Annotated in this window: 25 protein-coding genes; 11 read left to right on the top strand and 14 right to left on the bottom strand. The window is 39.9% G+C overall.

From position 1 onward, the window contains the following. Window positions 1–5: 5 nt before the first annotated feature. The 4 genes from BIZ38_RS12550 to BIZ38_RS12535 all read right to left on the bottom strand — a co-directional run bounded on the left by BIZ38_RS12550 (window position 6) and on the right by BIZ38_RS12535 (window position 3464). Entirely contained in the window at window positions 6–518 is a 513-nt protein-coding gene (locus BIZ38_RS12550; RefSeq protein WP_138617319.1) for an Ig-like domain-containing protein, read from the bottom strand. Window positions 519–532: 14 nt separating this feature from the next. Beyond that, window positions 533–2125, bottom strand: coding sequence for a DUF4331 domain-containing protein (locus BIZ38_RS12545; RefSeq protein ID WP_187490397.1), 1593 nt, complete (start codon window positions 2123–2125; stop codon window positions 533–535). Between the two features lie 122 nt (window positions 2126–2247). Beyond that, window positions 2248–2937 (bottom strand): anti-sigma factor domain-containing protein, encoded by a 690-nt coding sequence (locus tag BIZ38_RS12540; protein ID WP_054552182.1) that lies wholly within the window; start codon window positions 2935–2937, stop codon window positions 2248–2250. After that, window positions 2934–3464, bottom strand: coding sequence for a sigma-70 family RNA polymerase sigma factor (locus tag BIZ38_RS12535; RefSeq protein ID WP_138599809.1), 531 nt, complete (start codon window positions 3462–3464; stop codon window positions 2934–2936). Before BIZ38_RS12535 ends, BIZ38_RS12540 begins: the two co-directional genes overlap by 4 nt. Before the next feature lie 335 nt (window positions 3465–3799). Here BIZ38_RS12535 and BIZ38_RS12530 point away from each other — a divergent pair, with 335 nt between their 5' ends. Then, window positions 3800–5422, top strand: a complete 1623-nt coding sequence (locus tag BIZ38_RS12530; RefSeq protein WP_187490396.1) for a diacylglycerol kinase family protein — start codon at window positions 3800–3802, stop codon at window positions 5420–5422. Window positions 5423–5426: 4 nt separating this feature from the next. On the opposite strand, the gene BIZ38_RS12525 is transcribed toward BIZ38_RS12530, so the two are convergent. Together BIZ38_RS12525 and BIZ38_RS12520 are read right to left on the bottom strand one after the other, a co-directional pair. Next, window positions 5427–5693 carry a VF530 family DNA-binding protein gene (locus BIZ38_RS12525; protein WP_054552185.1) on the bottom strand — a complete coding sequence of 89 codons (267 nt, stop codon included), beginning with the start codon at window positions 5691–5693 and terminating at the stop codon, window positions 5427–5429. A gap of 56 nt (window positions 5694–5749) precedes the next feature. Further along, a complete protein-coding gene (locus tag BIZ38_RS12520; protein WP_054552186.1) occupies window positions 5750–6049 on the bottom strand; it encodes a DUF1496 domain-containing protein in 300 nt (99 codons plus the stop codon). 77 nt (window positions 6050–6126) lie between these two features. Between BIZ38_RS12520 and BIZ38_RS12515 the strand changes: the two genes are divergently transcribed. Next, complete coding sequence (locus BIZ38_RS12515; protein WP_054552187.1) at window positions 6127–6357, top strand: TIGR02647 family protein; 231 nt, start codon at window positions 6127–6129, stop codon at window positions 6355–6357. A gap of 53 nt (window positions 6358–6410) precedes the next feature. On the opposite strand, the gene maiA is transcribed toward BIZ38_RS12515, so the two are convergent. Both maiA and hmgA read right to left on the bottom strand, forming a co-directional pair. Beyond that, a complete protein-coding gene (gene maiA / locus BIZ38_RS12510; protein ID WP_138617312.1) occupies window positions 6411–7040 on the bottom strand; it encodes a maleylacetoacetate isomerase in 630 nt (209 codons plus the stop codon). After that, window positions 7040–8344 carry a homogentisate 1,2-dioxygenase gene (hmgA, locus tag BIZ38_RS12505; protein ID WP_187490395.1) on the bottom strand — a complete coding sequence of 435 codons (1305 nt, stop codon included), beginning with the start codon at window positions 8342–8344 and terminating at the stop codon, window positions 7040–7042. The genes maiA and hmgA overlap by 1 nt, the downstream gene beginning before the upstream one ends. A gap of 103 nt (window positions 8345–8447) precedes the next feature. Between hmgA and BIZ38_RS12500 the strand changes: the two genes are divergently transcribed. From BIZ38_RS12500 to BIZ38_RS12480, 5 genes are all read left to right on the top strand, one after another. Beyond that, on the top strand, window positions 8448–8903 hold the full coding sequence (locus tag BIZ38_RS12500) for a MarR family winged helix-turn-helix transcriptional regulator (protein ID WP_138617308.1): 456 nt from the start codon (window positions 8448–8450) through the stop codon (window positions 8901–8903). Between the two features lie 95 nt (window positions 8904–8998). Further along, window positions 8999–9811, top strand: a complete 813-nt coding sequence (locus BIZ38_RS12495; RefSeq protein WP_054552191.1) for a hypothetical protein — start codon at window positions 8999–9001, stop codon at window positions 9809–9811. Further along, complete coding sequence (locus tag BIZ38_RS12490) at window positions 9811–10851, top strand: extracellular solute-binding protein (RefSeq protein ID WP_138617304.1); 1041 nt, start codon at window positions 9811–9813, stop codon at window positions 10849–10851. The genes BIZ38_RS12495 and BIZ38_RS12490 overlap by 1 nt, the downstream gene beginning before the upstream one ends. Next, window positions 10851–12350 (top strand): ABC transporter permease, encoded by a 1500-nt coding sequence (locus BIZ38_RS12485; RefSeq protein ID WP_187490394.1) that lies wholly within the window; start codon window positions 10851–10853, stop codon window positions 12348–12350. Before BIZ38_RS12490 ends, BIZ38_RS12485 begins: the two co-directional genes overlap by 1 nt. Window positions 12351–12361: 11 nt before the next feature. Continuing rightward, entirely contained in the window at window positions 12362–13372 is a 1011-nt protein-coding gene (locus tag BIZ38_RS12480; RefSeq protein ID WP_187490393.1) for an ABC transporter ATP-binding protein, read from the top strand. Between the two features lie 476 nt (window positions 13373–13848). Here the strand turns inward: BIZ38_RS12480 and BIZ38_RS12475 are convergent, their stop codons facing one another. Both BIZ38_RS12475 and BIZ38_RS12470 read right to left on the bottom strand, forming a co-directional pair. After that, entirely contained in the window at window positions 13849–17019 is a 3171-nt protein-coding gene (locus tag BIZ38_RS12475; RefSeq protein WP_187490392.1) for a TonB-dependent receptor, read from the bottom strand. A gap of 34 nt (window positions 17020–17053) precedes the next feature. Beyond that, window positions 17054–17917, bottom strand: coding sequence for a S1/P1 nuclease (locus BIZ38_RS12470; RefSeq protein ID WP_187490416.1), 864 nt, complete (start codon window positions 17915–17917; stop codon window positions 17054–17056). Between the two features lie 218 nt (window positions 17918–18135). Between BIZ38_RS12470 and BIZ38_RS12465 the strand changes: the two genes are divergently transcribed. Both BIZ38_RS12465 and BIZ38_RS12460 read left to right on the top strand, forming a co-directional pair. Next, entirely contained in the window at window positions 18136–19038 is a 903-nt protein-coding gene (locus BIZ38_RS12465) for a hypothetical protein (protein WP_187490391.1), read from the top strand. After that, window positions 19025–19972: a hypothetical protein gene (locus tag BIZ38_RS12460; RefSeq protein ID WP_187490390.1), complete on the top strand. Its 948-nt coding sequence runs from the start codon at window positions 19025–19027 to the stop codon at window positions 19970–19972. The genes BIZ38_RS12465 and BIZ38_RS12460 overlap by 14 nt, the downstream gene beginning before the upstream one ends. A gap of 69 nt (window positions 19973–20041) precedes the next feature. Here the strand turns inward: BIZ38_RS12460 and ushA are convergent, their stop codons facing one another. The 3 genes from ushA to BIZ38_RS22020 all read right to left on the bottom strand — a co-directional run bounded on the left by ushA (window position 20042) and on the right by BIZ38_RS22020 (window position 22267). Beyond that, on the bottom strand, window positions 20042–21655 hold the full coding sequence (ushA, locus tag BIZ38_RS12455; RefSeq protein ID WP_138599801.1) for a bifunctional UDP-sugar hydrolase/5'-nucleotidase UshA: 1614 nt from the start codon (window positions 21653–21655) through the stop codon (window positions 20042–20044). Window positions 21656–21730: 75 nt separating this feature from the next. Beyond that, window positions 21731–21928, bottom strand: coding sequence for a hypothetical protein (locus BIZ38_RS12450; RefSeq protein ID WP_054552199.1), 198 nt, complete (start codon window positions 21926–21928; stop codon window positions 21731–21733). Between the two features lie 231 nt (window positions 21929–22159). Next, window positions 22160–22267 (bottom strand): AgrD family cyclic lactone autoinducer peptide, encoded by a 108-nt coding sequence (locus BIZ38_RS22020; protein ID WP_365995968.1) that lies wholly within the window; start codon window positions 22265–22267, stop codon window positions 22160–22162. On the opposite strand from BIZ38_RS22020, the gene BIZ38_RS12445 reads away from it, so the two are divergent. Further along, the gene (locus BIZ38_RS12445) at window positions 22236–22913 is read left to right on the top strand and encodes a peptidylprolyl isomerase (protein WP_366035299.1); all 678 of its coding nucleotides are present in this window, start codon (window positions 22236–22238) and stop codon (window positions 22911–22913) included. The two genes, BIZ38_RS22020 and BIZ38_RS12445, sit on opposite strands and share 32 nt — an antisense overlap. Before the next feature lie 61 nt (window positions 22914–22974). On the opposite strand, the gene BIZ38_RS12440 is transcribed toward BIZ38_RS12445, so the two are convergent. After that, window positions 22975–23388, bottom strand: a complete 414-nt coding sequence (locus BIZ38_RS12440) for an MAPEG family protein (protein ID WP_054552201.1) — start codon at window positions 23386–23388, stop codon at window positions 22975–22977. Window positions 23389–23554: 166 nt separating this feature from the next. On the opposite strand from BIZ38_RS12440, the gene BIZ38_RS12435 reads away from it, so the two are divergent. Continuing rightward, entirely contained in the window at window positions 23555–26440 is a 2886-nt protein-coding gene (locus tag BIZ38_RS12435; RefSeq protein WP_187490389.1) for an insulinase family protein, read from the top strand. Window positions 26441–26470 lie beyond the last annotated feature (30 nt).

The following is a 26470-nucleotide window of genomic DNA, read 5'->3' as shown; positions in this document are numbered from 1 at the left end:
AAAAACTAATTCCCGTTTAATAGATCATCAAAATTTGCCTCAGAACCTGTATTAATAAATTCTCGACCATTCAATCGAAGAGGTTCATCATTTACATCTTGAATAAATGCGGCCCGACCAAGCGTTGCAAAGTCAACTTGTAAGGTCTCTATCGTGATACTTACTGTTGCTGTTACCTGACTATTCACACCATCACTGACTGCAAATTGAAAACTATCAGAACCGACAGTCTCTAGGTTTGGCGTATAAATATAGCTACCATCCGTATTTACATTTACAGTACCTAAACTTGGCTCACTCACTAAACTAAACGTTAACGTATCGCCATCAGGGTCTGAGCCTTCGAGCATGTCGTTAATAACGGTTTCAGTCTGAGTGGTTACCATTGCATCTTCTGCGCTAGGTGCTGAATTAACGACTTCAGTATCCATATTTTTCTTACTATCACTATCGTTACAAGCGACTAGTAAGCTAGACAATACAATGAGTGTGATACTTGAGAGTTGTAATTTACACATAATGACTCTCCTGTTTATTTAGAACCAGCAATTGGGGTAGCAAGGTATGGGAAACTGCTATCCATCATGCTTGCATCAAGAGGCGCACCATCTGTGAAAGGTACATTACCAACACTTGCATCATCTGATGTACATAAACCAAGATCAGTGTCTGTGCCATTAACAGGGATCGGATAACATAAACGGCCCATTACAACACGTAATGCGATATCAACTACATCATCACCAGGGCGACGGCCATTCGGAAAGCCAGCTAAATCATCACCTGCGACACCAAATGCTGATTGCTCATTTTGAGGTGTTGCGGCAATTGCTGTGTTTAAGCGAAGCATTTCAGATGGCGTTACTGTAGCAAGTTGATTTACACCAGGGAAACCCGTTAAAAATGCGGTGACTAAATCATTTCGTGGGAAGTTAGTCGGTGCCAATGTTTCAATATCTGTGCCCAACGTCGTATTAACAGCGTCTTTAAAGAGAATATTTAATAATTCAGGTAAAGAAGGGTGGGTAACATAGTCGGCAAATTGACCATCATCGGCAGGTGCTGAAGTAGAAAATGTGTCTTTATCTTTAAGGCCAATTACTAATTCGTTCACTAATGGGTTACCAAGACGCGAAACCTGCGTTAAAGCACCGCCATTTACCGAAGTTTTTGCAAATGCGGCATTAGGATTTAAAATGCGTGCTTGGGGCAAACTTGCCGTTGTCCAGCTACCAATTGTGCCATTCCCTTCACCTACTACACAGGCTTTTGGTACTTCTACAGCAATTGCAGTGACATTCTTCATAGCTAAGTCATCATTATCAGCTGTTTGTGTAATCCCGCCTGGGAATCCACCACCATCGCCTGCACCTGGCGCACTATCACCTTCAACAGGGACGTAATTAACTAAATCAAATGTTTTGCCTAGATTCACAACAAATGGGTCTTTTCTTTGACCTACAAACACTTTGCCCATGCCATCACACCCAGGCAGTGCGACACTATAAACAAATTGATTTGCGTACTCTTGGTATGAAGCCATTGAAGAGAATGTCTTATTACCAATGTAATCGAGAGGTTTATAAAAATCGTTGCTGCTATTGGTGGTGTTTGTCAGCATGCTTTTTGTGCCGGAACGTTGTGAGCCAGAAATTACACTCACAGTATATGACTCACTGAAATTAACGGCAGCATTATTGCCTGCTGAAATGCCACCAACATTTTTTAGAGGAACTGCGACTGTTCTTTGATTACCTTCGGGGCCGACGGTAAGAGCAACTCCCATATTGTTGTTCGGTAACATACTTTTAAAATTAAATGCGAATGTCATATCTTCAACAGCATCACCATCGTTATCAATATGGATGCTATAAGTCGCGTCTGGATCCATCGCAAAGTAGTTTGGTCCGCCATAGGCATCTTGCAAAGGAATATAGTTGGCAATAAAGGTTACGTAGTCACCTCGACCTTCTTCGTAACTATTAAAAGCATAAAAGTCAGTCGAATCTAACGTTGGAAAGCGCGTAATATTAGGTGCTTCTCGGTGGCTAGATGCTTCAGAAATAGAAGTGAATAAGGTACTACATACTGCAATAGTGATTAGAGATGGTATTACTTTGTTCATGACTTTTTCCTTAGTTGTAAAATAAGTCATTGCTAGTAACGAATTGGTAATCTTATTGGATGCAAAAAAGTTAAAGTTTTTTAGAAAAAAGTAAAAAGCCGTGTTTAAACACGGCTTTTAATTTACAAAATAATGAGTTCTGTAGTGAAAAGTACCTCGGTTGGGGAGCCATTTGGCGAGCCTCCTAGAGGCTCTAAACTGATAGCGAGTAGTGAAATTTCTGTCGCATCAAACTCTATGTGTTTTGGTAATTCAAGTGTTCCCGATTTTGGAAGTAAACCTAAAGAAACCGGCGCATCTTTACCTTTTAAGATCATCCATAGCTCATAATCTTTATCAGTGCGCGGAACAAGTGCTGTTGCAGCTCGAATCGATAAGTTTTCATCTTTTACATCAATAAACCAAAGGGGTTGTTCAGCCTCATTTTTAAAAAGGGCTATTTGTTCTGATTTAACTTTCGTTATTTCCTGAGGTTGCCAAATAATTAAAGCTAACACTATACATGCAGCCGTAGCGATGAGTGACCAAGCTTGTAATATTGATGATTTAGATTTATTTGGCTTGCTTGTTATAGGTATTACCTGAGGATCGATCCTGCTAACAATTTTCTGCCAAACATGTTCATCTGGAGGCACAGATTCTATTGAACTTGCAAGGTTGTTCAAGTGTTGTTCCCACATCCAAGTTGCTTCACGTGCCCGCGTTGAAGTTAGCATTAACCGAGTGAATCTATCTCTTGCTGAACCACGTAATGTCCCCAGTACATATTCAGCCGCTAACATATCAATGAGTGTTTGATTTTCATAATTCATAGCGTTAAGCACCTTTGTAGTTGCTGTAAACCACGTCGGATCCAGCTTTTGACTGTTCCAAGCGGTGTCGCGATGTGGTCAACTAATTCGTGATGAGTCAAACCTCTATAGTATGCTAAATGAATAGCCTGTCTTTGCTGAGGATCAAGCTGTTCGATACAATCTACCAATTTGCTGTTGTCTTCATAATTAACATCAATAGGTAAATCATCTAAATGATCATTTTCATCAACAAGAGTTTGTTCCTTACGGACTTTGTGATGGCGAATCATATCTAGGCTTCGATATCTAACTATGCTGATCATCCAAGACATAACAGCGCCTTTAGATGATTGATATTCACTTGCGTTATGCCAAACTTTAACAAAAGCATCTTGTAAAGCTTCCTCGGCGTGCGCTCGATTGCCAAGCATCTTAAGACTTATTGCGAAAAGTGTTGCGCTGGTCTTCTGATATAAGTGACCAAAAGCAATTTTATCGCCTTTAGCTGTAGCACTTAATAGGGTTAATAATTCATCGTTTTCCATAGATTTCCTTTGTTATTATTAATAACGATTAGCTGACAGTTTTAGATGCAATTCATTTATGTTTTTACAAAAAGAATGGTTTAATTTTGTAAAAGTAATTCTTTTCCATTAGTTAGCGTAGCAGGGTTGCAAGACAAGGCAAACTTACATGTGAATATTATGTAAACTTGTGTAAGTTATTCATAAAGTAGTGAAAAAATGTCCTAAACTAAATTGGTAAGCTTTTTAATAATTGCTAAGTTGCTGATTTTTCATAGTCTATAAAGCTATTTAAATGGCTTTATATGGAGTGAAATTTGCAAGGTATTGTGCAATTAGAATAACAAGGAGTGATTATGTGGGCAGCATTTAGTTACTTAGCATTAGCGATTGTATTTATAATTGCGGCTATTCGCGTAGAAACTGTGTACTTTGCACTGTTTTTTTATTGGACTGCACTGTCGTTACTATTAGTCAGTGGCGCATATTTTTTTAATATCGCGCGTATTTTTAGAAAACGCGAAAATGGCGTTATTCCTATTTATATTCGTTGGGCTTTTATCCCCTTTTTATTGGGTGCACAGCTTTACAATGCTTGGTCGCGTAAAAACGATAAAGTACCGCCATTACAACAAATTAATGAGCATTTATTTTTAGCCTGTCGTTTATTTCCTTCCGATATAGACACTATGAAAGAAATGGGTATTACGGCTATTTTAGATGTAACTTGCGAGTTTGATGGCCTTGAATGGTCTTCTACGCAAGAGAATATTCGTTATTTAAATATCCCTGTTCTTGATCATAGCGTGCCAACACGCGCGCAGCTACACCAAGCGATTAATTGGATTGACCATCAAGTAAAAGCTGATAGACGTGTGGTAGTGCATTGCGCTTTAGGGCGTGGCCGTTCTGTATTTGTGATGGCTGCTTACTTACTTAGCCAAAATAAAGATGCCGATGTACACCAAGTACTCGCACAAATTAAAGAAACTAGAGAAACTGCGAATTTAAACAAGCGCCAGCTGCGTCATCTAGTGCGCCGCCACCGCAGAGGTGACTTATTAATCAAAAATAAAGCTGTGCTCATTGCTAATCCTGTTTCTGGCACAAAACTGTGGGAAGCAAAACGTAAGCAAATTACCGCCCGTTTGTCTGAGTATTACGATTTAACTGTTTATACAACATCGGAACAGGTAAATGGTACTGAGTTAGCCAAAGAAGCACTTGAATTGAACCCAGATGTAGTCATCGCCTGTGGTGGCGATGGTACAGTAACAGAGGTGGCAAGTGTACTTGTTAATACAGAGTGTAAACTGGGGATTATTCCTTTAGGTACTGCAAATGCCCTCGCTCATGTGTTGATGGGTATACAATCGAAGCTTATTCCGGTAGAGCAGGCGTGTGAGCTTATTATTGAAGGGCAGGCGAGTCGGATAGATACCGCTGTGTGTAATGGCGAGCGTATGTTATTACTTGCAGGAATTGGTTTTGAACAAAAGATGATTGAAAAAGCCCATCGTGATGCAAAAAATGAGTCTGGGCAATTAGCTTATTTACAAGGATTTTGGCAAGCATTAGGTGAGCATGAAGCGCAAGACTATGTTGTTACGCTTGATAATAACGATGAGCAAACAATCAATACCACCAGTTTAATCATCGCCAACGCCGCGCCATTTACTACCTTACTTGCGCAATCCGCAGGGCAGCCAGATCACCAAGATGGTTTACTTGATGTTAACTGGCTAACACCTAGTGCCGATTCTAAAGCGAGTACTTTAAGTATTGCGGAATTAGTGTTCTCGAGTATTACGCAAACTAGTTTTGCTATTAACAGTCACCACACAAATGCTAAACGAGTAACAGTAAGCGCAGCAAAAGGGTTGAGCTATGTTATTGATGGTGAGGTGAAAACCGCAGATAAACTAGAGGTGGAGATATCACCGAAATCGCTTTCGGTGATTGTAGCAGCTGAAGATTAAGTGGTTACTTTTTGATGCTTTTCCATTGGAAAGTGCCATCATCAGCTAGGTCATTATTGATAAAGGTATCAATATATAACTGCTCTACTTTTTCTCGTGCCCAAGGGGTCTTTCGTAAAAATTTAAGACTCGACTTTACACTTGGGTCATTTTGAAAGCAGCGTACATCGACGTGCGCTGCCATACCTTCCCAACCAAGTTTTTCTTCAAGTTTAGTAACGATGTCGGCTAATTTAACGCCATGTAACGGATTATTTGGTTGATTGTCCATGATAAATCTTAGGTTATTTGCAACCGCGCAATAGTACCCTATTTGTGCGTTTTAATCTAATTGACGTGAATCGTTTTCGTTTGTTTAGGGTAAATAATCTCGCCATTAGCATTTAGTCTGAGCCACGCCAAATCACTGTTTGAAAAATTAGGCTGTTTGGCGCTGCAAATTAAGGTCATCTCGCCAACGACAATATAGGCACCTTCGGTATAGCGTTTATTTTCATACCAACACACTTTTTCATTGTTTAACGCCTCTTGACCATCAAGCACGATTAATGGTTTTTCCTTAGCGTGCGCTTGATTTAGAAACCCTAAAGTAAACAAAGTACTTAACAGTAAAATTTTCTTTAACAAAATACGCCTCCCGTTGGGCAGATTTGTATAACTACACTAAGCTTATGACAAGGAATAAATAATAAAAAGGTGAACACATGCAATTTGATAAAAATATGATCGATGAACTAACTCTGCTTGCAAAATTTCCTCGTAACTCTCAAATGCAGGGAATTAAAATACACTCCGATGCAGAAAACTCAATTAAAGATGCAGCAAAACGGCTTTATGATAAAGGTATTACTGATAGTCCTGATGGGGGCTACTTAACGGACTTAGGGCTCGATTTAATCAACCATGTGAGTGTGATTAACTCAGCGCTTAGATAACAAATATAAAAGGCCCGAATTGTTCGGGCCTTTTACATTAATCATACTAACGCTTAAATCGCATCTGGCTGATTTTGTGGTGCAGCATCTATAAAGGCATCAAGCTTATTACATTGCTCATAAACAGCTGCAATTTTAGGGTAATTGGTCATATCAACCTTAAAGCGCAAGGCATTAAATACTTGCGGCACTAAGCACACATCTGCAAGCGTTGGTTTGTTGCCCACACAAAACGTGTTCGCTTCATCAAGTAGCTTTTCGATACTCTCAAAGCCAACTTCTACCCAATGCTTATACCAGGTTGTTTTTGCTTCTTCATCAACACCCAGATCGTTAGCCAAGTATTTTAATACGCGCAAATTATCGATAGGGTGGATATCGCACGCTACGGCATAACATAAATTACGGATCTGAGCTTTTTGCCATGCATCACCCGTTAAAAGAGGCGTTTCTGGATGAGTTTCTTCTAGCCACTCTAAAATAGCCAGCGATTGCGCAAGTACACCTTGCTCAGTTTCTAATGCAGGCAATAACCCTTGAGGGTTCTTAGCTAGGTACTCGTCGCTTTGCTGTTCGGATTTTAATAAATTAACTGTCACCAACTCGTGATCAATGTTCTTTAAATTAAGCGCAATGCGTACTCGATATGCAGCTGATGAACGAAAATAGCTATAAAGTTTCATTATACGTCCTGTTTACCTGTGAAATGTTTTTTAATAGTGCGCCAACAGTCAGTGTAATTAGGCTGACGCTCTTTACCTTCAAGGGCATATTTAGTTGGTGAAATAACGTAACGCGATTCGAACATAAATGCCAAGGTGTTTTCGTAGCGTTGTGGTTCAAGTTTAGCATTTGATGCTTTTTCGAATACATCGGCTTCTGGACCATGTGGCGACATACAATTATGTAAGCTAGAACCACCTGGTACAAAGCCATGCTCTTTGGCATCGTAGACACCTTCGATTAGGCCCATAAACTCGCTCATGATATTACGGTGGTAATAAGGTGGACGGAATGTGTTTTCAGCCACCATCCAGCGTGGAGGGAAGATAGCAAAATCGATATTAGCGACACCTTCTGTACCCGATGGTGATGTTAATACAGTAAAGATTGATGGGTCTGGGTGATCGTAACTTACTGTATTCATAACATTGAATCTAGCAAGGTCATACTTGTAAGGTGCACTGTTACCCGTCCAAGCAACCACATCTAATGGCGAGTGGCCAATATCACAACGGAACATATTGCCGTTGAATTTAGCAACGAGTTCAAAATCACCTTCAATATCTTCGAAAGCCGCTACAGGGTAGTGGAAGTCACGGTCATTAGCATAGCCGTTGGCACCGACAGGACCGCGCTCTGGTAAAATATAGGCATGGCCATAGTTTTCACAGATATAGCCACGGGCTGTATCTGTAAGCAAATCAACTGCGAACTTAATGCCACGAGGAATTACTGCAATTTCGCCTGCACGAACGGTGAGTATCCCGCACTCGGTTCTAAGTAATAGCTCACCTTGTTGCGGCACGAATAACATTTCACCGTCAGCATTATAAAAGTAACGGTGTTGCATTGATTTATTAGCGACATAAATATGAATACCAATACCTGTTTGTGCATTGGCACTGCCGTTTGCAGCCATAGTGACTAAACCATCTATAAAATCGGTTGGCTTCGTAGGAATGTCGATTGGATCCCAACGCAGCATCGTCGGTGGTGTTGGCACTTCGGTGATAGGAGCGGTGCGAATAAGGCCATTATCAATTGGTGTATAATCACCTTGTACTACTGATGGGCGAATGCGGTAAAACCAAGTGCGGCGATTATCAGCACGGGGCGCTGTAAATGCGGTTGTGCTGAACTGCTCAGCATATAAATCGTATTTAACTTTTTGTGGGCTGAATTGACCGATAGGTAATGCACCGGGTAATGCTTCGGTTTCAAATTCATTACCAAAGCCAGTCATATATTGTAATTCGTTATTCATCACTAGACTCCTGAAAGGTTTTAGGTAAGATACTCTCATGTGAGACTAAATTCAAACTACACTGAATTTACTTGTGTAAATATTCTTTGACAGTAGTGCAGCCATGACGACAGATAATCAAACAACGCTCGATTTAAAACAGTTCTTACCTTATTCACTAACTAATATTGCAATGCAAATGAGTGAGCAGTTTAGTGAGCTATATCAACAGCAGTTCGATTTAACCGTGCCACAATGGCGGATAATTGCGAATTTAGCGCAATATGGTGAGCGCACTGCCAAAGAATTATGTGATATGGCACGAATGGATAAATCAACGGTGTCTCGTGCAGTAAAGTCGCTATTGACCAGAAACCTTATAATAGCCAAAGAAAACCCTAAGGATAAACGCGCAAGTTTGTTATCGCTTTCCGTTGAGGGGAACCGTCTTCATGAACAAATTGTGCCATTAGCAAATGAGTGGCAAGCAGGTTTAGTGAGTGACTTAGATAGCCAAGAACTTAAACAATTTATAAGCACTCTTAGTAAGCTTTCCAATCACTTAAATAAAAATGTTTAAATCTGTAATCAAGGCTTTATAGCAATTGATTTAGACAATCGATACATATATGATAATGGCTATCATTTACAATTAGAAACTTGGATGTCCCCCCTATGAAATTAGCGTTAAACACCGTTAAAACACTAGGTCTTAGCCTAGTATTAGCATCTACTTTTATTGCCCAACCTGTATTGGCAAATGGCCCAATTGGTGAGCACGTTAATCATCTAAAAGAAAATTTAAAAGATTACTCAGAAGACGTTGAGTGGATGGTCGGTAAAGTTGACACCATGGTTACCGATTATGAAACAAAAGGCGCAAAAGCAGTTAAAAGCGATGATTTAATTGAATACTGGGAATCAGTAAAGTTTCACAGTGCGATTGAAACGAATTATGTGCCGGTTTATGCATCAATCTGGCAAGGCATTTATGGTATCAAAATGGCTATTGATGACAAAAAACCAGCAAGCGAAGTACGTAAGCACCAAAAGGCCTTAAATGCTGCCTTGTGGCAGGGTCTTGGAGCTGTTAAACTTGCTGCTGACTTCCAGCAAAAAGGCTTATTAAAAGCTGTAAAAGCAACTGCTTCTGAAACAATGACGCAAAGCGCTACTATCGATGAGATCAAACATAAATTAGACCGTGTTGTTGCAAAATACGCAGAACGTTTAAGCGATGAAGCAACGCAAATTGTACACGATACTTACCTTCACTTATTTGAAGGTGTTGAAGGTACACTTATCGAAAAAGATGCGAAGTTAGTAGAAGTACTCGAAAAAGATTTTAACGTAACCCTGCCTAAAGCTATTTCTGATAAAGGGTCTGTTGACCAAGTCCGTGCAGTGGTTGTTGATATGCAAGAAAAACTAGATCGCGCTAAGGTGTTACTAGAAGAAGCCGAAAAAGCACGTAAGGATGTATTTTAGTGAAGCGTAGGACCTTTATTCAAGGCCTGGCTGCGTTTGGGGTAGTAGGCGCAATGCCGCTACCTCTTTCTCGTGCCTTTGCAGCCTCTGCTGCAAGCCCAATTTCAGTGAAAGACTTACCAGCCCTAGAGGGTGACCTAACTTTATATTTAGGCCGTGGTGAAGGTGGTTTGTACGAAAACGTACTGCAATCAATCCAAAAGAAAAACCCAAAACTTAATTTATCTATTCGCCGTGGCCCAACTGCTGCACTTGCCAACATGATTGTGGCAGAAGCGAAAGCGGGTGTTAAACGTGCTGATCTATTTTGGGCGGTTGACTCTGGTGCGATTGGCTTAGTCACAGATGCAGGTTTAGCTAAACCGCTACCAAGTGACTTAGAAGCGCAGTTACAACCGCAGTTTCGTTATCCGGGCTGGGCACCAGTGACAGGTCGTATTCGTACATTGCCTTATAACACTAAGCGCCTAAGTAAAGATCAGATCCCAGATAGCATAATGGCCATTGCTGATAGCGATTTATCTATTGGTTGGGCACCGGCTTATGCTTCTTTCCAATCATTTGTCACGGCAATGCGTATTCTTGAAGGTGAAGATAAAACCGCTAAATGGCTTAAGAAAGTTCAAAAACGTTCGAAAACCTATGCAGGCGAGCTTGGCGTAGTGATGGCTGTTGAGCGTGGTGAAGTGGATATTGGTTTTGCAAACCATTATTACACGTTACGTCTTAAGTCAGGTAAACCTGATGCTAATCTTGATCTAGCATTCACCAATCAAGATGCCGGTTGTTTAGTTAATGCATCAGGTGTGTTATCACTGACAGACAACCCAAATGCAATGAACTTTATGCGCTACTTACTAAGTTCTGAAGTACAAAGTTACTTAGCACGTGAAGCCTACGAAATTCCATTGATCCAGGGCATTGAACAGCCTGCTGGGTTACCAGCATTAACGGATGTGTCACCACCGAAAATCGATTTAACTCAATTGGCAGATTTAAGGCCAACACTCGACCTTATGCGCAGTAGCGGTATTTTATAATGCGCATACCTGCTTCTTATCCCATGGCGCTGCTTGCAGCGCTTTTGGCGTTAGTGCCAGTTTATATTCTGATCACCTTAGCCAGTGATGCGACGGCTGTTTTTGATAGTCACAATTTAAAAATTCTAGGTAACACCTTATCACTTATGGTGTTAACTGTTTTAGGCTCTATTTTAATTGGCGTGCCTCTGGCGTTTATCAGTGCCTATGTTCAACTTCCTTTTAAAAAGCTTTGGCTTGTTTTGTTTGCAGCGCCACTTGCTATTCCAAGTTATATTGGCGCGTTTACTTTATATGCAGCATTTGGCCCCGGTGGTGAGATAAATCAGCTGCTAGGCTTTGAAACCCCGCCTATGTATGGCTTAACGGGGGCTGCCATTGTAATGACGCTATACACATTTCCATTTGTGATGCTAACTACGCGTTCGTCTTTACTTAGTCTCGATGCTAGCATGGTAAACGCGGCTCGCACTTTAGGCATGTCGATGCCGATGAGTGTGTTTAAAGTCATATTACCGCGTGTAATAAACGGTATTGCGGCGGGCTCATTACTGGTTGCACTTTATACCCTATCAGATTTTGGTACACCGGCGATGATGCGCTTAGATACCTTTACTCGGGTAATCTATGTTGAATATAACGCCTTTGGCTTAAGTCGTGCAGCGATGTTGTCGCTTCAATTAATGGTAATAGTAGGCTTTTTACTGTTCATCGAATCACAAATTAAAACAGCTTCAGAGCGCCACGGTAGACCGCTAATGTTATTTCCATCAAGCGGGCAAAATTTAGCCATGCTGGTGACTTTTCTACCTGTTTTATTATTGGCTATTTGTTTGCCGTTAGCCATTTTTACCCTTTGGCTTGCCCGTGATGGTGTTGCTGATTTTGATTTCAGCATTGCGTGGAACTCAGCTTATGCATCTGGCATTGCGGCTATTGTCGCTGTTGTGGTTGCTGTGCCTGTAGCGCATGCTGCCTTAAGCGGTAAAGTAGGGCGCATTATGGAACGGGTTACTTATTTCGGATTTGGTATTCCAGGTATCGTAATGGGTACTGCACTTGTTTATGGTGGCCTGCAATTACCGCTTTTATACCAAACTCTGGCATTATTAGTGATTGCCTATGTGCTGCGCTTCTTACCGTTGGCAGTTGGCTCTGTGCGAACCAGCACAGAACACTTAGATTCGAGTTTAATTAAATCAGCACGCGTATTAGGCGCAAGCCCTCGTGAAGCATTTATGCGTATTACCTTGCCTTTAACACTGCGCGGTATCATTGCTGGTGCAGCCTTGGTATTTTTAGAATCAATGCGAGAGCTTGAAGCAACATTGTTACTCGGCCCAACAGGATTTGAAACCCTATCAACCTATTTGTGGCGAGTTTATGAAGCCGGTTATTTCGGTCGCGCTGCCATTCCTGGGCTCTTATTAGTAGTGATATCAGCATGTGGCTTAGCTATAATGCTCTCAGGTGAAAAGCGCAGTCAATTAGAACATTAAGGATCAGTTTAATGCTATCAGTTAGTAAGCTGTCTATCGATTATGGTAGCAATCGTGTGGTAAGTGAACTTAACTTATCACTTGGGGAAAGTGAGATCCTCATGCTAGTTGGTCCAACTGGCTGTGGTAAAAGTACAATTTTACAAGCGTTAGCAGGGCTTATTCCTATCAGCGAAGGCGAAATTAACTTAGGCTCATGGCGGGCAACACCCAAATTAAAAGTGCCACCAGAAAAGCGTAAAGTAGGGATGGTATTTCAAGACTTTGCGTTATTCCCGCATTTAACAGTACAGCAAAATATTTGCTTTAGATTAACCGATACTTCAAAAGCAGATCACTGGATTAAGTTACTGGGTCTTGAAGCTTTTCGTGATAAAAAGCCCGCTACTTTATCGGGTGGTCAAAAGCAGCGTGTAGCACTTGCCCGTACATTGGCTCACGAACCTGACTTTGTATTGCTTGACGAACCGTTATCAAACCTTGATGCAGCTTTAAAAGATACCCTTCGTTGGGATATTCGTAATGCATTAAAAGATGCGGGTGTACCTGCAATTTGGGTAACCCATGACCAAGAGGAAGCCTTATCTGTCGGTGACCGAGTTGGCGTACTTAAAGAAGGGATTATTCAGCAAATAGATACCCCTGAACGCTGCTTTAGCTTACCAAGCAATCGCTTTGTTGCACGTTTCTTAGGTGAAGCAAGTTTCATTGCCGGTAATTGTGAAGGTGATATCGCCACTACTGATTTAGGTAATGCCCCAGCTATTAAGGTTGATCATGATACAGCGAAGGTTGATGTATTACTTCGCCCTGATGATATTAATCTTATTCAAAATGCTGATACCAGTAATGGTAAAGTGACATGGGTCCGTTACGAAGGTGGCAGCCGCTTATGCGCTGTTAAACTGGCATGTGATACTGTGGTGACAAGCCGTGTTAGCCATGAAGTGATGGTACGCCCAGGTGATCCAGTGCATGTTTCTATCAATACAACACATCCACTTGCGGTTTACGCAGCTTAAATAGACATAACTGTGCAGGTCTCATTGGCCTGCATTTACATATCAGTGTAGGTCGGGCTTTAGCCCGTCATCATTCAGTGTTTAAACATTTGTCGCCATAAATGACGACCTACATAACAATCTTAGATCGAGTTAAACATCAGCCCTCAGACGCGATATAAAATCTGCTACATATAAATGCATTAATTTGTTACTTCAAGCTTTAATCTTGGTACTGGCTTATTTTGCTCTTGTATCTCGTATCTCATTTCTACAACCATTCCCGGCTAAAGCCAGTCCTACGAAAGGATTTATCAGGTATTAGGTTCTAGGTTTTATGTAGAAGGGCGCGATGTAAAGTCGCTGATACCTAGCAAATCGCTAACTTTCCCCTAGTAGCTTTACTCTCGTAACTAGCAACTCCCTAACTTTCTCCAAAACATAAAAAGCCCGCCAGTAGGGGCGGGCTTTTGCTTTATAACAAGGTTAACTTGTTATTAGAATGTGTAACGTACACCTACACGCATTTCCCAAACTGATGCGCTGCTTTGTGTTGCAGTTTTACCATTGTTAGGGTTGAAGTCTGAGTATACGTAACGACCTTGGTCATCAGTTGTTACTGTAACCATGCTGTTGCCTACAAAGCTACCTTTCTTAAGTACGCCCCAGTCATCGTTTAACATGTTTGTTAAGTTATCGATAACGAAGAACACTTCACCTTTGTGACCAGGCATGAAACCAGGTAACTCTTGAGTCATCTTGAAGTTAACTTTAGTGAACCAATCAGCATTTTGACGGTTACGACCAGAGATTTCACCGCGAGCTAAGCCTTGAGCAGAAATCCACTGGTTAAACTCAGTCACTTCTTCAGGAGTCATATCGTAAACAACGTTAGGGTCATTTACTTCAGGGATATACATTAACTGACGACCGCCATTTGAGTTGCTATCACCCCAAACGTCGTCTGAATCATCAAACGTATAGCTGTAAGGAAGACCTTTGTACGTTTCGCTGAATAGGTTGAAACGAGTGTTGTAACCATCAAACAACTCAGTTGTATAACCTAATGTCATAGTAAAGCGATGTGGGATCTCGTAATCAGATGTGTGTGCGCCTGGATTAGTCGGATCGTATGTCGCCATGTTACCGTAGTTTGAGCTCGCTACTGAGCTAGTCATAGGGTTAACATCTGTTGAATCAGTGTAAGCATATGCTAGTTGTAAGCTAATACCGTTATCAAAACGCTTGCTCATTGCAGCAGAAATGATGTGAGACTCACCGCTATCGCCACTTACGTTTGTAAGCAATAAGTCACCACTACGACCTTCAACCTCAGTTAAAATTGGACGTCCGTCTACTTGTGAATATACTAAATTACCATCTGAATCTACTTTTTGTGTCAATGCAATATCTTGTAAAATTGCAGCATCTTTACGCTTAGTGAATAAGTAATCCAGCGAGAATACGTACTCATCTTCAGTTGTGTATGTTGCACCAACTGAGTATTTCCACTCTGATGGCATTTCAAAGTCTGGGTCAACAGCATTTACTGATGAATCACCTGCACCAATTTCAGTATTAGCCACCTTATCGTACAAGCTTTGTGGTACTTCGTAACCTGGAATACCGCCATTTACTGTTGGTGTATTAAATAAGTCAATTCCGTCTCTTAATTGAGTTGAAATATTGGTAATACCATCGTTAGAGTAAGAATTAGATAACCAAACATTCGGGTTACCACCAGAGAATAGACCAACACCTGCACGTACTTCTAATGCATCAGTTGCATACCATTCAAAGCCAACACGAGGTTGAATAAGGTCAATACCGTCGAATGTACCTTGATTATCAAAATTAGGTCCAAAATCATATAATTCTTCATTTTGGTAACGATCAGCAAAATTCTTGTTATAATTTGGTTTGTCGTCACTTGTGTATTTGTCGTAACGTAGACCAAACGTTAGTGTCGCATCTAAATCTGTGAAGCTGTACTCATCTTGCACATAGAATGTATGTTGTGCATATGAGAAGCTTGCAGCAGCATCAGTTGGATCGTTCGTACCAGCAGCGTTGTTGTAGTAAACACGGTCTGCAAAACCATTCTCAAAATCGTCTACAGAATTAAAACGCCACTCACCTTGAGTGTGTTGTACGAATTGGTTAAATACGTCTAGCTTTTCGTATTCGTAACCACCAGTGATCGTATGTTGATCAAGATAGTATGTACCCGCAAATTTAAAAGTTGTTGTTTCATAGTCTAGGTCATTTGATTGACGAGAGTCATCTGGACCAATGTAGATAGTACCACCGTCTTCTGTGCGAATTTGCATTTCACCAAAGCTGCTCGCTGCATCTAAAGAAGCAACTGTTGCATCTAGCTCTGACTTACCAATACGAACTTCAGTTGAGAAGTTGTCTGACCAATCTGAGTATAGTGAACCAATGATTGATGTAAATTCTGCACCTTGCTTATAGAAGTGGTTGTCTAAGGTTACAGTGTTGCTGTATGCATCTGATTGAGACAGCGTGAAAGCATCATTGTAGTTATAGATTAAGTTTGCACGGTGATCGTCGTTGATGTTCCAGTCTAACTTAACTAAGATTTTTTCATCTTCAACAGGTGCGCTTGATGGCATGCCACCGGCGTCATAACTGTAAACGTCTTGAGCGATTTGTTGTACACGTGCAACGTCTGCAGCAGAAACACTACCTGTGTCTAGGCCGCCGTAGTTGTATTGTTTAACGCCTTCAACTTTTTCATAAGATGTGAATAAGAAAAGGTTATCTTTGATTAGCGGTAGACCAACGTTGAAGCCGTAACGTTTTTCAGTGTAATCACCGTTATCGTAGTCTTCACCTTCGATTTTATCGCCTTTCATTGAATCATTTGTGTAATCGAAGAAAACACCACCGTGTACTTCGTTACCACCAGATTTAGTAACTGCGTTGATGTTACATGATGTGAAACCGCCATATTGAACATCAAATGGTGCTAGCTCAACTGCAACTTGCTCGATTGAATCGAAAGAGAAAGGAGCACCGATAGTTGGGTAACCATTTGAGCTTAAACCGAAGTTATCGTTCATACGAACGCCGTCAAGCGTTAAACTGTTAAAACGTGGGTTACCACCACCACAGTTGATTGAACCGCGGCTATCATCGATAGTTACACGTGGGTCGATACGGATGATATCTTTTAAATCACGGTTGATAGCTGGTTGGTTTTCTAAATCTTCAAGAGTGAACGTTGCAGCAGGACCTGTACCACCAGACATACGGCTGATAGGGCGACCAGTAACTACGATTTGTTCTACATCAGATTGTCTCTCTAACGTAACATTAACTGGGTAGTCAGCACCCACTTGTAGGTTAATGTTGTTGAATGTTTGATCTGCGAATACGTCAGAATCTACAACAACGCGGTAAGGACCACCTACACGTAGGCCTTTTGCTGTGAAGTAACCCGCATCGTTCGTTTCAGTTTCTTTAGTTGAACCTGAAGGTAAGTGAACGATAGTGATCTTAGTGCCAGCAGCAGGGTTGCCGCTAGGACCTTTGATTTGACCCTTGATAGCAGATGTTGTTTCATTTGCTAACGCTGCACCACTCACACCAACACATGCTGCAATAGCAAGTGATAGAGCTGTTTTGCGGAGTTGGATTTTCATTATGTTATTTCCCGTGTTAGAGGTTATGTTTCATTTATAGTTTGCTGTCAGTTGGCATCTTAAGTGCCTTTACTAACGGTTTTGCTGATTTATCAAATAACGTATTTAATAAACCAGCCAATCTTATACCGCCTTGCTGTAGGCGAGTTTTCACAATTGGTAAGTTTTTGTAGATATAAGTATAACTTACGTTTGTTTCATTTTCGTTATACAGTGAATTTGCAATATTATTTGATTCGACTAACCAATCGCTAGGTGAACTGGCAAGATAGTCCGTGATTAACGCTTGATTTGTTGTATTTATAAATTGCGCAAACTCAGTATAGGACAAATTTTCATTTTCAATGAGTTTTGTGTCCCATAGGCTATGTAAATTGGTATCTTGACCGAAGAATGTGACAGAAATATTGTTGCCACCACGATCTTCACCGCGTCCGGCATGAAAAGGTTGGTGGCTGTCACCAACTAGATGAACTAAAAAACGCAGTGCGAACTGTTTTTCAGCTAGTGAGGCTTTCTGGTTTTGTAAAACTGAGGTTGAGTATTCCATGCCTTCAAGGATATCTGACACGGTTTCTTTATTATGATGGGCATCTGAATCGTAATGGGGTTTAGCATCGCCTTCTTTAAAGTTAATGTAATGCCAGCGCGAAGATTTCTTTTGCCAGAAATTTTCTGGAGCAGAACGCATTTCATCAGCCCACGTTGCAACTTGTGGTAGTGAGTCACCATCGAGTAGAGGAACTAATGCTAGTTTAGTGGTGTCTGTAATATGCTTAGATGCAATTTCACCAACAATACGATGACCATTTTGACCCCATGCATTTGCAGGGGTGCTTAACACTGCTGAAATAACTGGTGTTGATAACAGCAACATTTTTATTGTTTTTTGTAACATTGACTCAGTGTCCAAAATGAATGTGCAATGAAGCACGATTTCTTGTGACATATTTTCCTGAATTTAAAATCAAATAGAAAGGACTCAATAAGATTCATAATTTCTTGTTCATATATGTTATTTATCAATAGTTTAAATTATTCAGGTAAAATTACTTGTTGTAATAAGTAAGAATAATTGTTCAAATAGAGACAACGGAGCGTTGTTGGCTATTAAAATTGAATTTAAGAACAATACTAATAAAAAAATCGTCGATTGTTACATTTTTGTTTCTATCAGTTATTTTGTTTTTTTATATCGGAATTTTGCAGGGTAAACCGGCTGTTTCTGATATCGATGCATTTATTGAAACGTCTTTTCAATGTGATACCAAATCAGAGGTTAACCTTAACGAGTTAGTGGTGTATTCATCGGGCAAAGTGTTGGCTGAGGATGTGGCTAAAACCTTATGCGATGATGACATCATAAGTAAACAATATGGCAAGGTAACCTCTTATTGGGGTTATAAAACCTCAGACACGATTGAGTTTTTAGGCAAAGGGATTGCTGATTTAATCCTTGCTAAAGAAAATTTAATTAACGCTTTTATGGCGGAGTCAACTTACAACTATCAAGCTGTTGTTGGATTTCCTGATTACACTGCCTATTTAATTTCGAGTAAAGAAAAACCTAGAATTGATAAGAGCTACTTTTTAGATAAACGCATTGGTTTACTTGATTACCCAACCAGTCGCTCAGGACATATTTTACCAAAGCAGCTATTTAAAAAATTAGATATCAACCTAGAAAACCTAGATATAACTTACGCTAGTTCCCATACTGAGTTAAGAGAGCTGCTTGCCAGTGGAAAGGTTGATTTAATTTCTTCTTATTGGCAAGACAGTGATCAGCAACGTTTTTCTAAAAATTATATTACGCCTATACGCGACAATATAAGTGGCAGTCGTTGGTATTTAAAAATGCAGGACGAAAACACCGACCTTTTATGTGCAGTTCAAGCGCAATTAACCCTTTTGGCACACAATCAGAATTCTCATTACTTTAATCATGTTGAGTCTTTTTGGGAATGTGACTCGACTCAGCAAACAATGAAAGTAGGGGATAGCAATGTTGCCAATTAGAATTAAGCTTATTTATGGCGCAATATTTTTAAGCTGCTGCTTGGTATTATTTGCTACCTTCATTACTGCAAAAGCTTATAAGACAACAACTAATGATGCACTGACTTTAGCAAAAGTTGAAAACCGTATTGCTCTTGATTTAAACCATTTAAATTTACCAGATGGTTTTTTGAAGCACTCCGGTAGTAGAGACATGGTACTCAATTATATCAAGCGTCTTAATGCTCAATTAGCAGACTCAGGCGTTATGGTTTACTCTATTGAAGGTATTTCGGAATATCCTGCTCGTGCTGATTTAATTACTAAGCAATTACATGCACCTCAAAAATCATTAACGGTTAGCTTTGTTATCGCATCTTCTTTATTAGATAAAAACGATATAGCTGTGTTCATTCTGGTCTGCTTATTTGCATCTACATTTACCTACTTATTATTTATCAGTGAACGAACCAAGATTCAAATAGCTAAAAACGAACCTGAAGTCGCAGTTCAGATAGAAGAAAAACCTAAATTGATAGTCGATCTTCAAAATAAAACCTTGGCTGCTAGTTGCGATGTCGATAAAACAGTGGCCCTTGCGAATAAACCATTGTGTTTTTATCTCGCTTTAGTTGAGTTTTGTATTGAGCAACCAGACGTAGTGCTTAATCAAAATAAAGATGTACCAGAAGAATTACTGACTTTAGCGAACAAGTATTTTTACCGGTTAGTTGAGCTTGGTCACACAATACGTAAACGACCAAACTTTACCAATAGCTTAGAAAAAACTTTAAGCGAAATTCGGGCAGCCCTTGATGAAGTTTGGCAAGACCAGCTTGAGATAAAAGAAACCTATTATCCGCCTAAAGCCCATGGTGAAGGTTCACGCTCTCGATTACATCATTACGGATTGAAGTCGATTGAGATCACCGATATTGAAGTCATAGGGAAATAATCTAGTTTTAAAGTAAAAAGGGAAGTCACTGACTTCCCTTTATCTATTTAGATATTGATGATTAGGTATCTAAAACTGCTTAGGAGTGTAATCAGCCGCTTTAACAGGGCTATTTTGCTCAAAGAAACGTTTTAATGCCTGTGCATCGGTATCATCTGTACTTACAAAGCCTTTTTTATTGGTAAGCGTAGGGTAGCCATCACCACCAGAGGCGTTGTAGCTATTAATACTCATTCGATATGTTTTAGTCATATCAAGTGGTTTACCAGCAATTTTAACATCAGATAAAGTGTCGTTATCGCGTTTGAAGCTTAGCTTATAGTATTGTAAGTAGGCACCTGAATCAGGTGGGAAAGAAGTAACAACCTGCAAGTAGTCATATAGCTCTTGGCCTGTCATATCAATATAGGTGATACGGTTTTTAAAAGGATGAACTTTTAAAATATCTTTATAACTAACATCGCCAACTTGAATGCTATCACGAATACCGCCACCGCTTATCAAACCAAAATCAGCACCCACTGACTGCATTTGTGCAGCAATAATAACGCGTGCTAAGTTTACTTGCTCATAGCGTACTTTATTGCGGTCACCTTCAAGTTTTGCATCCACGTTACCTATTTTACCAGCAATTTGTGCTGCACCTTTTTTCTGATAAACCGCGAGCATGTCTTGTAAGTTTTTGTTTGGCTCGATGTACTCAGCCGCTAGCTGTTTATTGCCATTTTCATCATCGATATAAAGATTGACAGGAATAAGTGAGTAATTGAGCAGAGTTAATTCATCGTTTTCTAATTTGAATTCAGCTTTTCCCACATATTTACCCCACTCATGGGCTTGCATGATCCAAGTACCGTTTTGTTGATCAGGCTTACACGCTTTACCTGGCATAAAGCTTTCGTCAGCAACATTGGCTTCTTTCATACACACCGGCTCTTGTGAATGACCGCCGACAATAATATCTAGCATTCCTTTTGGTAAGTTACGCGCCATAGTCACATCACCGGGTGCATTAATACCAAAGTTAGCATCAACATAGTGACCCATGTGCGTTACAGCAATAGTGATATCAGGCTTGTACTGCTTTTCAATTTTTGGGGCTAACTTTGCAGTCACTTCTGTAGGGTCTTTAAATTCTAGGCCACCGATATACTGCGGGTTACCTATTTTTGCTGTATCTGTTGTGGTTAAACCAATGACAGCAATTTTGAGTCCGTTTTTTTCAAAGATTTTGTATGCTTGATAACGAGTTTCACCGGTCGTTTTATCTATAATATTGGCTGATAAAAAAGGGAAGTTAGACCATTTTTGCTGTTTATCGAGTACAGCCAGCGGGTTATCAAACTCATGGTTACCAATTGCCATGGCATCGTAACCAATTACAGACATACCTTTAAAATCCGGTTCTGCGTGTTGTAGATCTGATTCAGGAATACCTGTATTGATATCGCCACCAGACAGCAGTAAAACTGCATGTCCTTGTGCTTTAGCATCGGCTCTTAATTGATCAATTAAAGTCTTGCGAGCAGCCATACCATATTCACCATGTTCGTTATGCCAAAAACGACCGTGATTATCATTAGTATGGAGCAGAGTGAAATATTGGGCTGAATCTGTATTGTTAGAAGAGGAGCTACACGCGGTTAGGGTAACCAGTAGCGATGTTAGTAAAAAAAAACGCATAATTGTTTGCCTGAATAGAGCAGTAGGTTAATTATGCGCTTAGTTTAAACGACTTAAGTTTAAATTAAATGTCTTTTATAAACTTTTGTCGCTATTTTCTGTATTTAGTTGTCCTGTTGCGGCAAGTTGTCTTCGTTGTAGTTCTTGTTCTGCATAATGAGACTTAAGATGATTATTGCCGACCATCCAATTTAAAAAACTAGCGGGTAACTTACTATAAGGCTCACCTTGGTGTAGGCCAAAATCGCATATTGCGTTCTCTTCATTCGCCATGGTTCATTCCTGTGTGTTCATTGTTGTCGTGCAGATACTAACAAACTGAGCCTATTTGATAAGACGATTTTGATTTAATCTTTAAACTTTTTATAACCATAATGAATACATAGTGTAAATTAATGTAACTGAGATGTAATTGATTTGACGCGTTTTGTGTAACTGTTTTGTTTGCTATTTAAGCACCTGCCTATTTTGTTTAAGCTTCTTGCAGTTTTATAATAGAAATTATCAGGAAAGATAAACAATGAAAAAACATCTACTTGCAACAGCTTTATTGGCTAGCAGTTTTACAGCGAATGCAACTATTGTCGAAATGCAAACGGACCTGGGCAGCATTACGATTCATCTTTATGATCAACAGACACCTGTTACAGTTGAGAACTTTTTAAATTATGTTGCAGATGGTAGCTACGATGGCACCGTTATCCATCGTTCTGTTGATAACTTTATTTTACAAGGTGGGGGTTTTAAATTTGGTACTGACTTTGATGCGATAGACACCGCAGACGCTATTACTAATGAACCAGAGTTGTCTAATGTGAAAGGTACCATTGCAATGGCTAAGCTTGGTGGCAATGCTAACAGTGCAACCAGTCAGTGGTTTTTTAATTTAAAAGATAACAGCGCAAATCTTGACTTACAAAATGGTGGCTTTACCGTTTTTGGCGAGGTAACTGTCCAGAGTATGGCTGTGATAGAGCAAATCACAGAATTAGTACATTGTGGAGAGATCCCAGTAGTAAACTTAAATGAAGAGCAGTGCCCAGATACAACATCAGGTTTTAGTGGTGAAAACTTATTTTACATTAACAGTGTAACTGTGATTGACGATGACCCTAATTCATCTGCTTCTTTATCACCAAAAGAAAACACGCTGATTGATGAAGATGACGCTTCAGACAACGGCGGTAGTAGTTCAGGTGGTAGTCTTGCATGGATGCTATCTTTATTAGCCCTAGCAGGCTTTGCTCGTCGTAAATAGTTCCAACCCAAAAAGTTAATAAGGCGCTAAAAAGCGCCTTATTTCTTTGTATTGATGATTATTAAAAGATTCTAACTAAAATCAGCACCCACATTATTAGCATTATAAAGCTACTGACAACGAAACTATAATAGCGCGCCTTCAAGGTGTTTGAAGTTAAGTGTATTACGCTATGAATAATTCTCAATGCAACATAAACCCAAGCAAGGGCAACAAAAACAGTACCTACAGCATTTACTTGCAGAGCTGTTAAACAGGCAATAAAAAACAGCACAGGCATTTCGAATTGATTGATAAAGTTACGGTCTGCTACGCGAACATTATCCCCAGCCTTTTCAAGTTCCATTGTTAAGAAGTCTTTCATCTCAATGGTTTTTTGTTTTGCCGCACGAAAGCGGCGTTTACCCATAATGTACATCACAATGAATGTCAGAAAGACTTGAGTGAACATTGCTACAATTAGCCACTTTTCCATAGCTCATCCTTTGTTATAGTTATTGCTATTAATTTTAACCGTAAGTACTGCATTTTCACAATGTGTTACAAAGTTTTGCTGTAACTTAACTGAAAAGCATTGAATTGCGGCGCTCGAAAACACATGATAAATAAAAATTTATTCAATTCCTAATGGATACAAAATAATGAAAAAAATAATGGGACTCAGTGCAATCGCTTTTGCAGTGTTAGCAGGTTGCTCTTCTACTTCTACCACAACGCCTCCTGCTGCTAATACTAACCTTATTCCAGACTCGTTAGTTATCAGCCCAAACGACACCCGTGAGTACAAAACATTAAAACTTGATAATGAAATTGATGTAATTTTAATTTCAGATCCAAGTGCTGAAAAATCAGCTGCTGCATTGAGTGTTGGTGTTGGTTTATTGCACGACCCTATGTCGCAACAAGGTATGGCGCACTATTTAGAGCATATGCTGTTCCTTGGTACCGATCGTTACCCAGACACCAAAGGTTACAGTGATTTTATGACTAAAAATGGCGGTGCTCATAACGCTTACACTTGGTTAGATATCACAAACTACATGTTCAAAGTGAACAATGATGCCTACGATGAAGCACTTGACCGTTTTGCGGATTTCTTTAAATCACCAAAGCTTTACCCTGAGTACACAGACAAAGAAAAAAATGCCGTAAATGCCGAATGGTCAATGCGCCGTGAGATGGACTTTTTTGGCCAATTTAAACTGGCACGTCAAATGATGGGCTCACACCCTGCTAATCGTTTCCTGATTGGTAACCTAGAAACACTAGGTGATAAAGAAGGCAGCAATCTTCATAAAGAAACCGTTGCTTTTTATAACAAGTACTATTCATCGAACATTATGAAAGTGGCGATGATTTCTAATCGTCCACTTGCTGAGATGGAAGCAAAAGCAAAACAGTACTTTGCTGATATTGAAAATAAAAATATTGAAAAGCCAACGGTCACTGATAAGTTAGATTTCTCTGAAGCTGGCGGTAAACGTGTTTATTACGCACCGAATGAAGACGTAAAGCAACTGCAATTAGAATTCACAATTGCTGATAACAGTTCACAGTTTGCAGTAAAACCAAACCGTTTTGTTTCTTACCTTTTAAGTAACGAAATGCAAGGCAGCCCAGCACAAATACTACGTGATAAAGGTTGGGTATCAGGTTTATCGTCTTCTGCTTCACCAACGCAATATGGGAACTACGGAAGCTTAACAGTTGATATTGAATTGACTGATGCCGGCATGCAAAACCGTGAAGAAATTGTTGCTATGGTTATGCAATATATTGCACTTATCAAAGAGCAGGGTGTTGATAGCAAATACTTTAATGAAATTCGTACATCGTTAAACAATTCGTTTCAATTCCTAGAAAAAGGGGATGAGTTTGGTTATGTAAGTAACTTAACTGATAGCATGCAAAAGTTCCCTGTGAACAACGCAATTAACGCACCTTATTATTATGCCAAGTTTGATGCAGATGCGGTGCAAAATGTCCTTTCGCAATTAAACGAAGATACTTTACGTATTTGGTATATTTCAAAACAAGAAGAGACAGATTCACAGCTGCATTTTTACGATGGTAAATATCGTATTGAAGATATCAGCGAGTCAGAAGTTGCAAGCTGGAATAAACCAAGTGAATACGCGTTAGCATTACCAACAGTAAACCGCTTATTACCTGAAAGCTTTGCAATTAAAACAGCTGAGTTTAAACAACAAGCGCATCCTGAACTCGTATTTGATCAGCAAGGCGTTAAAGTTTGGCGTCAAGCAAGTCAGCAGTTTGCTGAGCAGCCTAAAGGTCTTGTTGAAGTTTATATTAATACGCCAGATGCCCTTGTGAATGTAAAATCACAGGTTCTTTACTCAATTTGGGCTGATCTTTATAACTTACAACAAAGTAAATTAAGCACAGAAGCCGCTGTTGCAGGTATGAGTTTAGGGTTACAGCCAAGTAATGGCCTTGTGTTATCGCTTAGTGGTTTCACTGATAAACAAGATGTCCTTTTAGCTCAGGCGCTTGAAAATCTAATCTTAGAGGTGTCTGAAGAAGGTTTTGCCCAAGCAATCGATCGTTTTAAGCGTGATTTACTAAATCAGCAAAAACAGTTCCCGTTCTATCAAGCATTCGGTGAGTACTCTAAGCTTACTCGTAGTGGTAAATTTGATACCGAAACCTTGATTGCTGCGGCAGATGCACTAACCCTTGCCGATTTTACGGCTATTAAGCAATCGACACTTGCTGCCAATGACTTACGCGTATTCACGTTTGGTAACTATAACCAAAATGATGTTGACGCTATTGCGAGTAAACTAACCGCTATTTTACCAAAAGGTCATAAAGCGACCGAGTTTGCTAGAAGTAAAGCCTGGTTGCCTCAGCCTGGTGAGCGTATCGTTTTACAAAAAGATATTGATGTAGCTGATGTAGCAATCATTGACATGGTTGTTCACCCAACCCCTGGCTATAAACAACAAGCACAGGCACAAATTTTACAAAGCCACTTTAGAACCGTAGCGTTTGATAAGTTACGTACTGAAGAGCAACTTGCTTATGCGGTTGGTGCGTTAGCGCGTCCAATCGAAGATTATTCTGCATTAGGTCTTTACATTCAAACACCGGTTAAAGGTCCTAAAGAGATGCAGGCGCGCTTTGATGAGTTTAAAAAGCAATACGCAGTTGAGCTTGATAACATGACAGAAGAAACATTTGCACAACTTAAAAATGCAACGCTTGTGTCTTTAAAAGAGCAACCTAAGAATTTAAGTGATGAAATGTCGCCACTTATTACAGACTGGTATCGTGAGAACTTTAAGTTTGACTCTAAAGAAAAGCTTATCGCTGAAGTTGAAAAAGTAACCTTGGCTGATCTGAAAGATTATTACAAGAAAACGATGCTCAATAGTGAAGCTGCGCGTTTAAACATTCAAATGCGTGGTAGTAAGTTTGCAGACAAGCCATTTGCAGATCTGAAAAGCCAAACAAAAGTTGAAAACTTAGAAAGTTTTTACAAAGGCATTAAATTCCAAAACTAATTTAATAGTTGATAAACAAAAGCCCAAGCT

The sequence above is a fragment of the Pseudoalteromonas sp. BZK2 genome (assembly GCF_014349195.1).
In the GTDB taxonomy this organism is placed as follows: domain Bacteria; phylum Pseudomonadota; class Gammaproteobacteria; order Enterobacterales; family Alteromonadaceae; genus Pseudoalteromonas; species Pseudoalteromonas simplex.
This window is presented reverse-complemented; position numbering and strand designations above follow the sequence as displayed.

Excerpts from the sequence above, each read along its gene's own strand:
- BIZ38_RS12550 (WP_138617319.1), bottom strand. The coding sequence starts at position 518 with ATGTGTAAATTACAACTCTCAAGTATCACACTCATTGTATTGTCTAGC.
- BIZ38_RS12545 (WP_187490397.1), bottom strand. The coding sequence starts at position 2,125 with ATGAACAAAGTAATACCATCTCTAATCACTATTGCAGTATGTAGTACC.
- BIZ38_RS12540 (WP_054552182.1), bottom strand. The coding sequence starts at position 2,937 with ATGAATTATGAAAATCAAACACTCATTGATATGTTAGCGGCTGAATAT.
- BIZ38_RS12535 (WP_138599809.1), bottom strand. The coding sequence starts at position 3,464 with ATGGAAAACGATGAATTATTAACCCTATTAAGTGCTACAGCTAAAGGC.
- BIZ38_RS12530 (WP_187490396.1), top strand. The coding sequence starts at position 3,800 with ATGTGGGCAGCATTTAGTTACTTAGCATTAGCGATTGTATTTATAATT.
- BIZ38_RS12525 (WP_054552185.1), bottom strand. The coding sequence starts at position 5,693 with ATGGACAATCAACCAAATAATCCGTTACATGGCGTTAAATTAGCCGAC.
- BIZ38_RS12515 (WP_054552187.1), top strand. The coding sequence starts at position 6,127 with ATGCAATTTGATAAAAATATGATCGATGAACTAACTCTGCTTGCAAAA.
- maiA (WP_138617312.1), bottom strand. The coding sequence starts at position 7,040 with ATGAAACTTTATAGCTATTTTCGTTCATCAGCTGCATATCGAGTACGC.
- hmgA (WP_187490395.1), bottom strand. The coding sequence starts at position 8,344 with ATGAATAACGAATTACAATATATGACTGGCTTTGGTAATGAATTTGAA.
- BIZ38_RS12500 (WP_138617308.1), top strand. The coding sequence starts at position 8,448 with ATGACGACAGATAATCAAACAACGCTCGATTTAAAACAGTTCTTACCT.
- BIZ38_RS12495 (WP_054552191.1), top strand. The coding sequence starts at position 8,999 with ATGAAATTAGCGTTAAACACCGTTAAAACACTAGGTCTTAGCCTAGTA.
- BIZ38_RS12485 (WP_187490394.1), top strand. The coding sequence starts at position 10,851 with ATGCGCATACCTGCTTCTTATCCCATGGCGCTGCTTGCAGCGCTTTTG.
- BIZ38_RS12480 (WP_187490393.1), top strand. The coding sequence starts at position 12,362 with ATGCTATCAGTTAGTAAGCTGTCTATCGATTATGGTAGCAATCGTGTG.
- BIZ38_RS12475 (WP_187490392.1), bottom strand. The coding sequence starts at position 17,019 with ATGAAAATCCAACTCCGCAAAACAGCTCTATCACTTGCTATTGCAGCA.
- BIZ38_RS12470 (WP_187490416.1), bottom strand. The coding sequence starts at position 17,917 with ATGTTACAAAAAACAATAAAAATGTTGCTGTTATCAACACCAGTTATT.
- BIZ38_RS12460 (WP_187490390.1), top strand. The coding sequence starts at position 19,025 with ATGTTGCCAATTAGAATTAAGCTTATTTATGGCGCAATATTTTTAAGC.
- ushA (WP_138599801.1), bottom strand. The coding sequence starts at position 21,655 with ATGCGTTTTTTTTTACTAACATCGCTACTGGTTACCCTAACCGCGTGT.
- BIZ38_RS12450 (WP_054552199.1), bottom strand. The coding sequence starts at position 21,928 with ATGGCGAATGAAGAGAACGCAATATGCGATTTTGGCCTACACCAAGGT.
- BIZ38_RS22020 (WP_365995968.1), bottom strand. The coding sequence starts at position 22,267 with ATGCTGCCCAGGTCCGTTTGCATTTCGACAATAGTTGCATTCGCTGTA.
- BIZ38_RS12440 (WP_054552201.1), bottom strand. The coding sequence starts at position 23,388 with ATGGAAAAGTGGCTAATTGTAGCAATGTTCACTCAAGTCTTTCTGACA.
- BIZ38_RS12435 (WP_187490389.1), top strand. The coding sequence starts at position 23,555 with ATGAAAAAAATAATGGGACTCAGTGCAATCGCTTTTGCAGTGTTAGCA.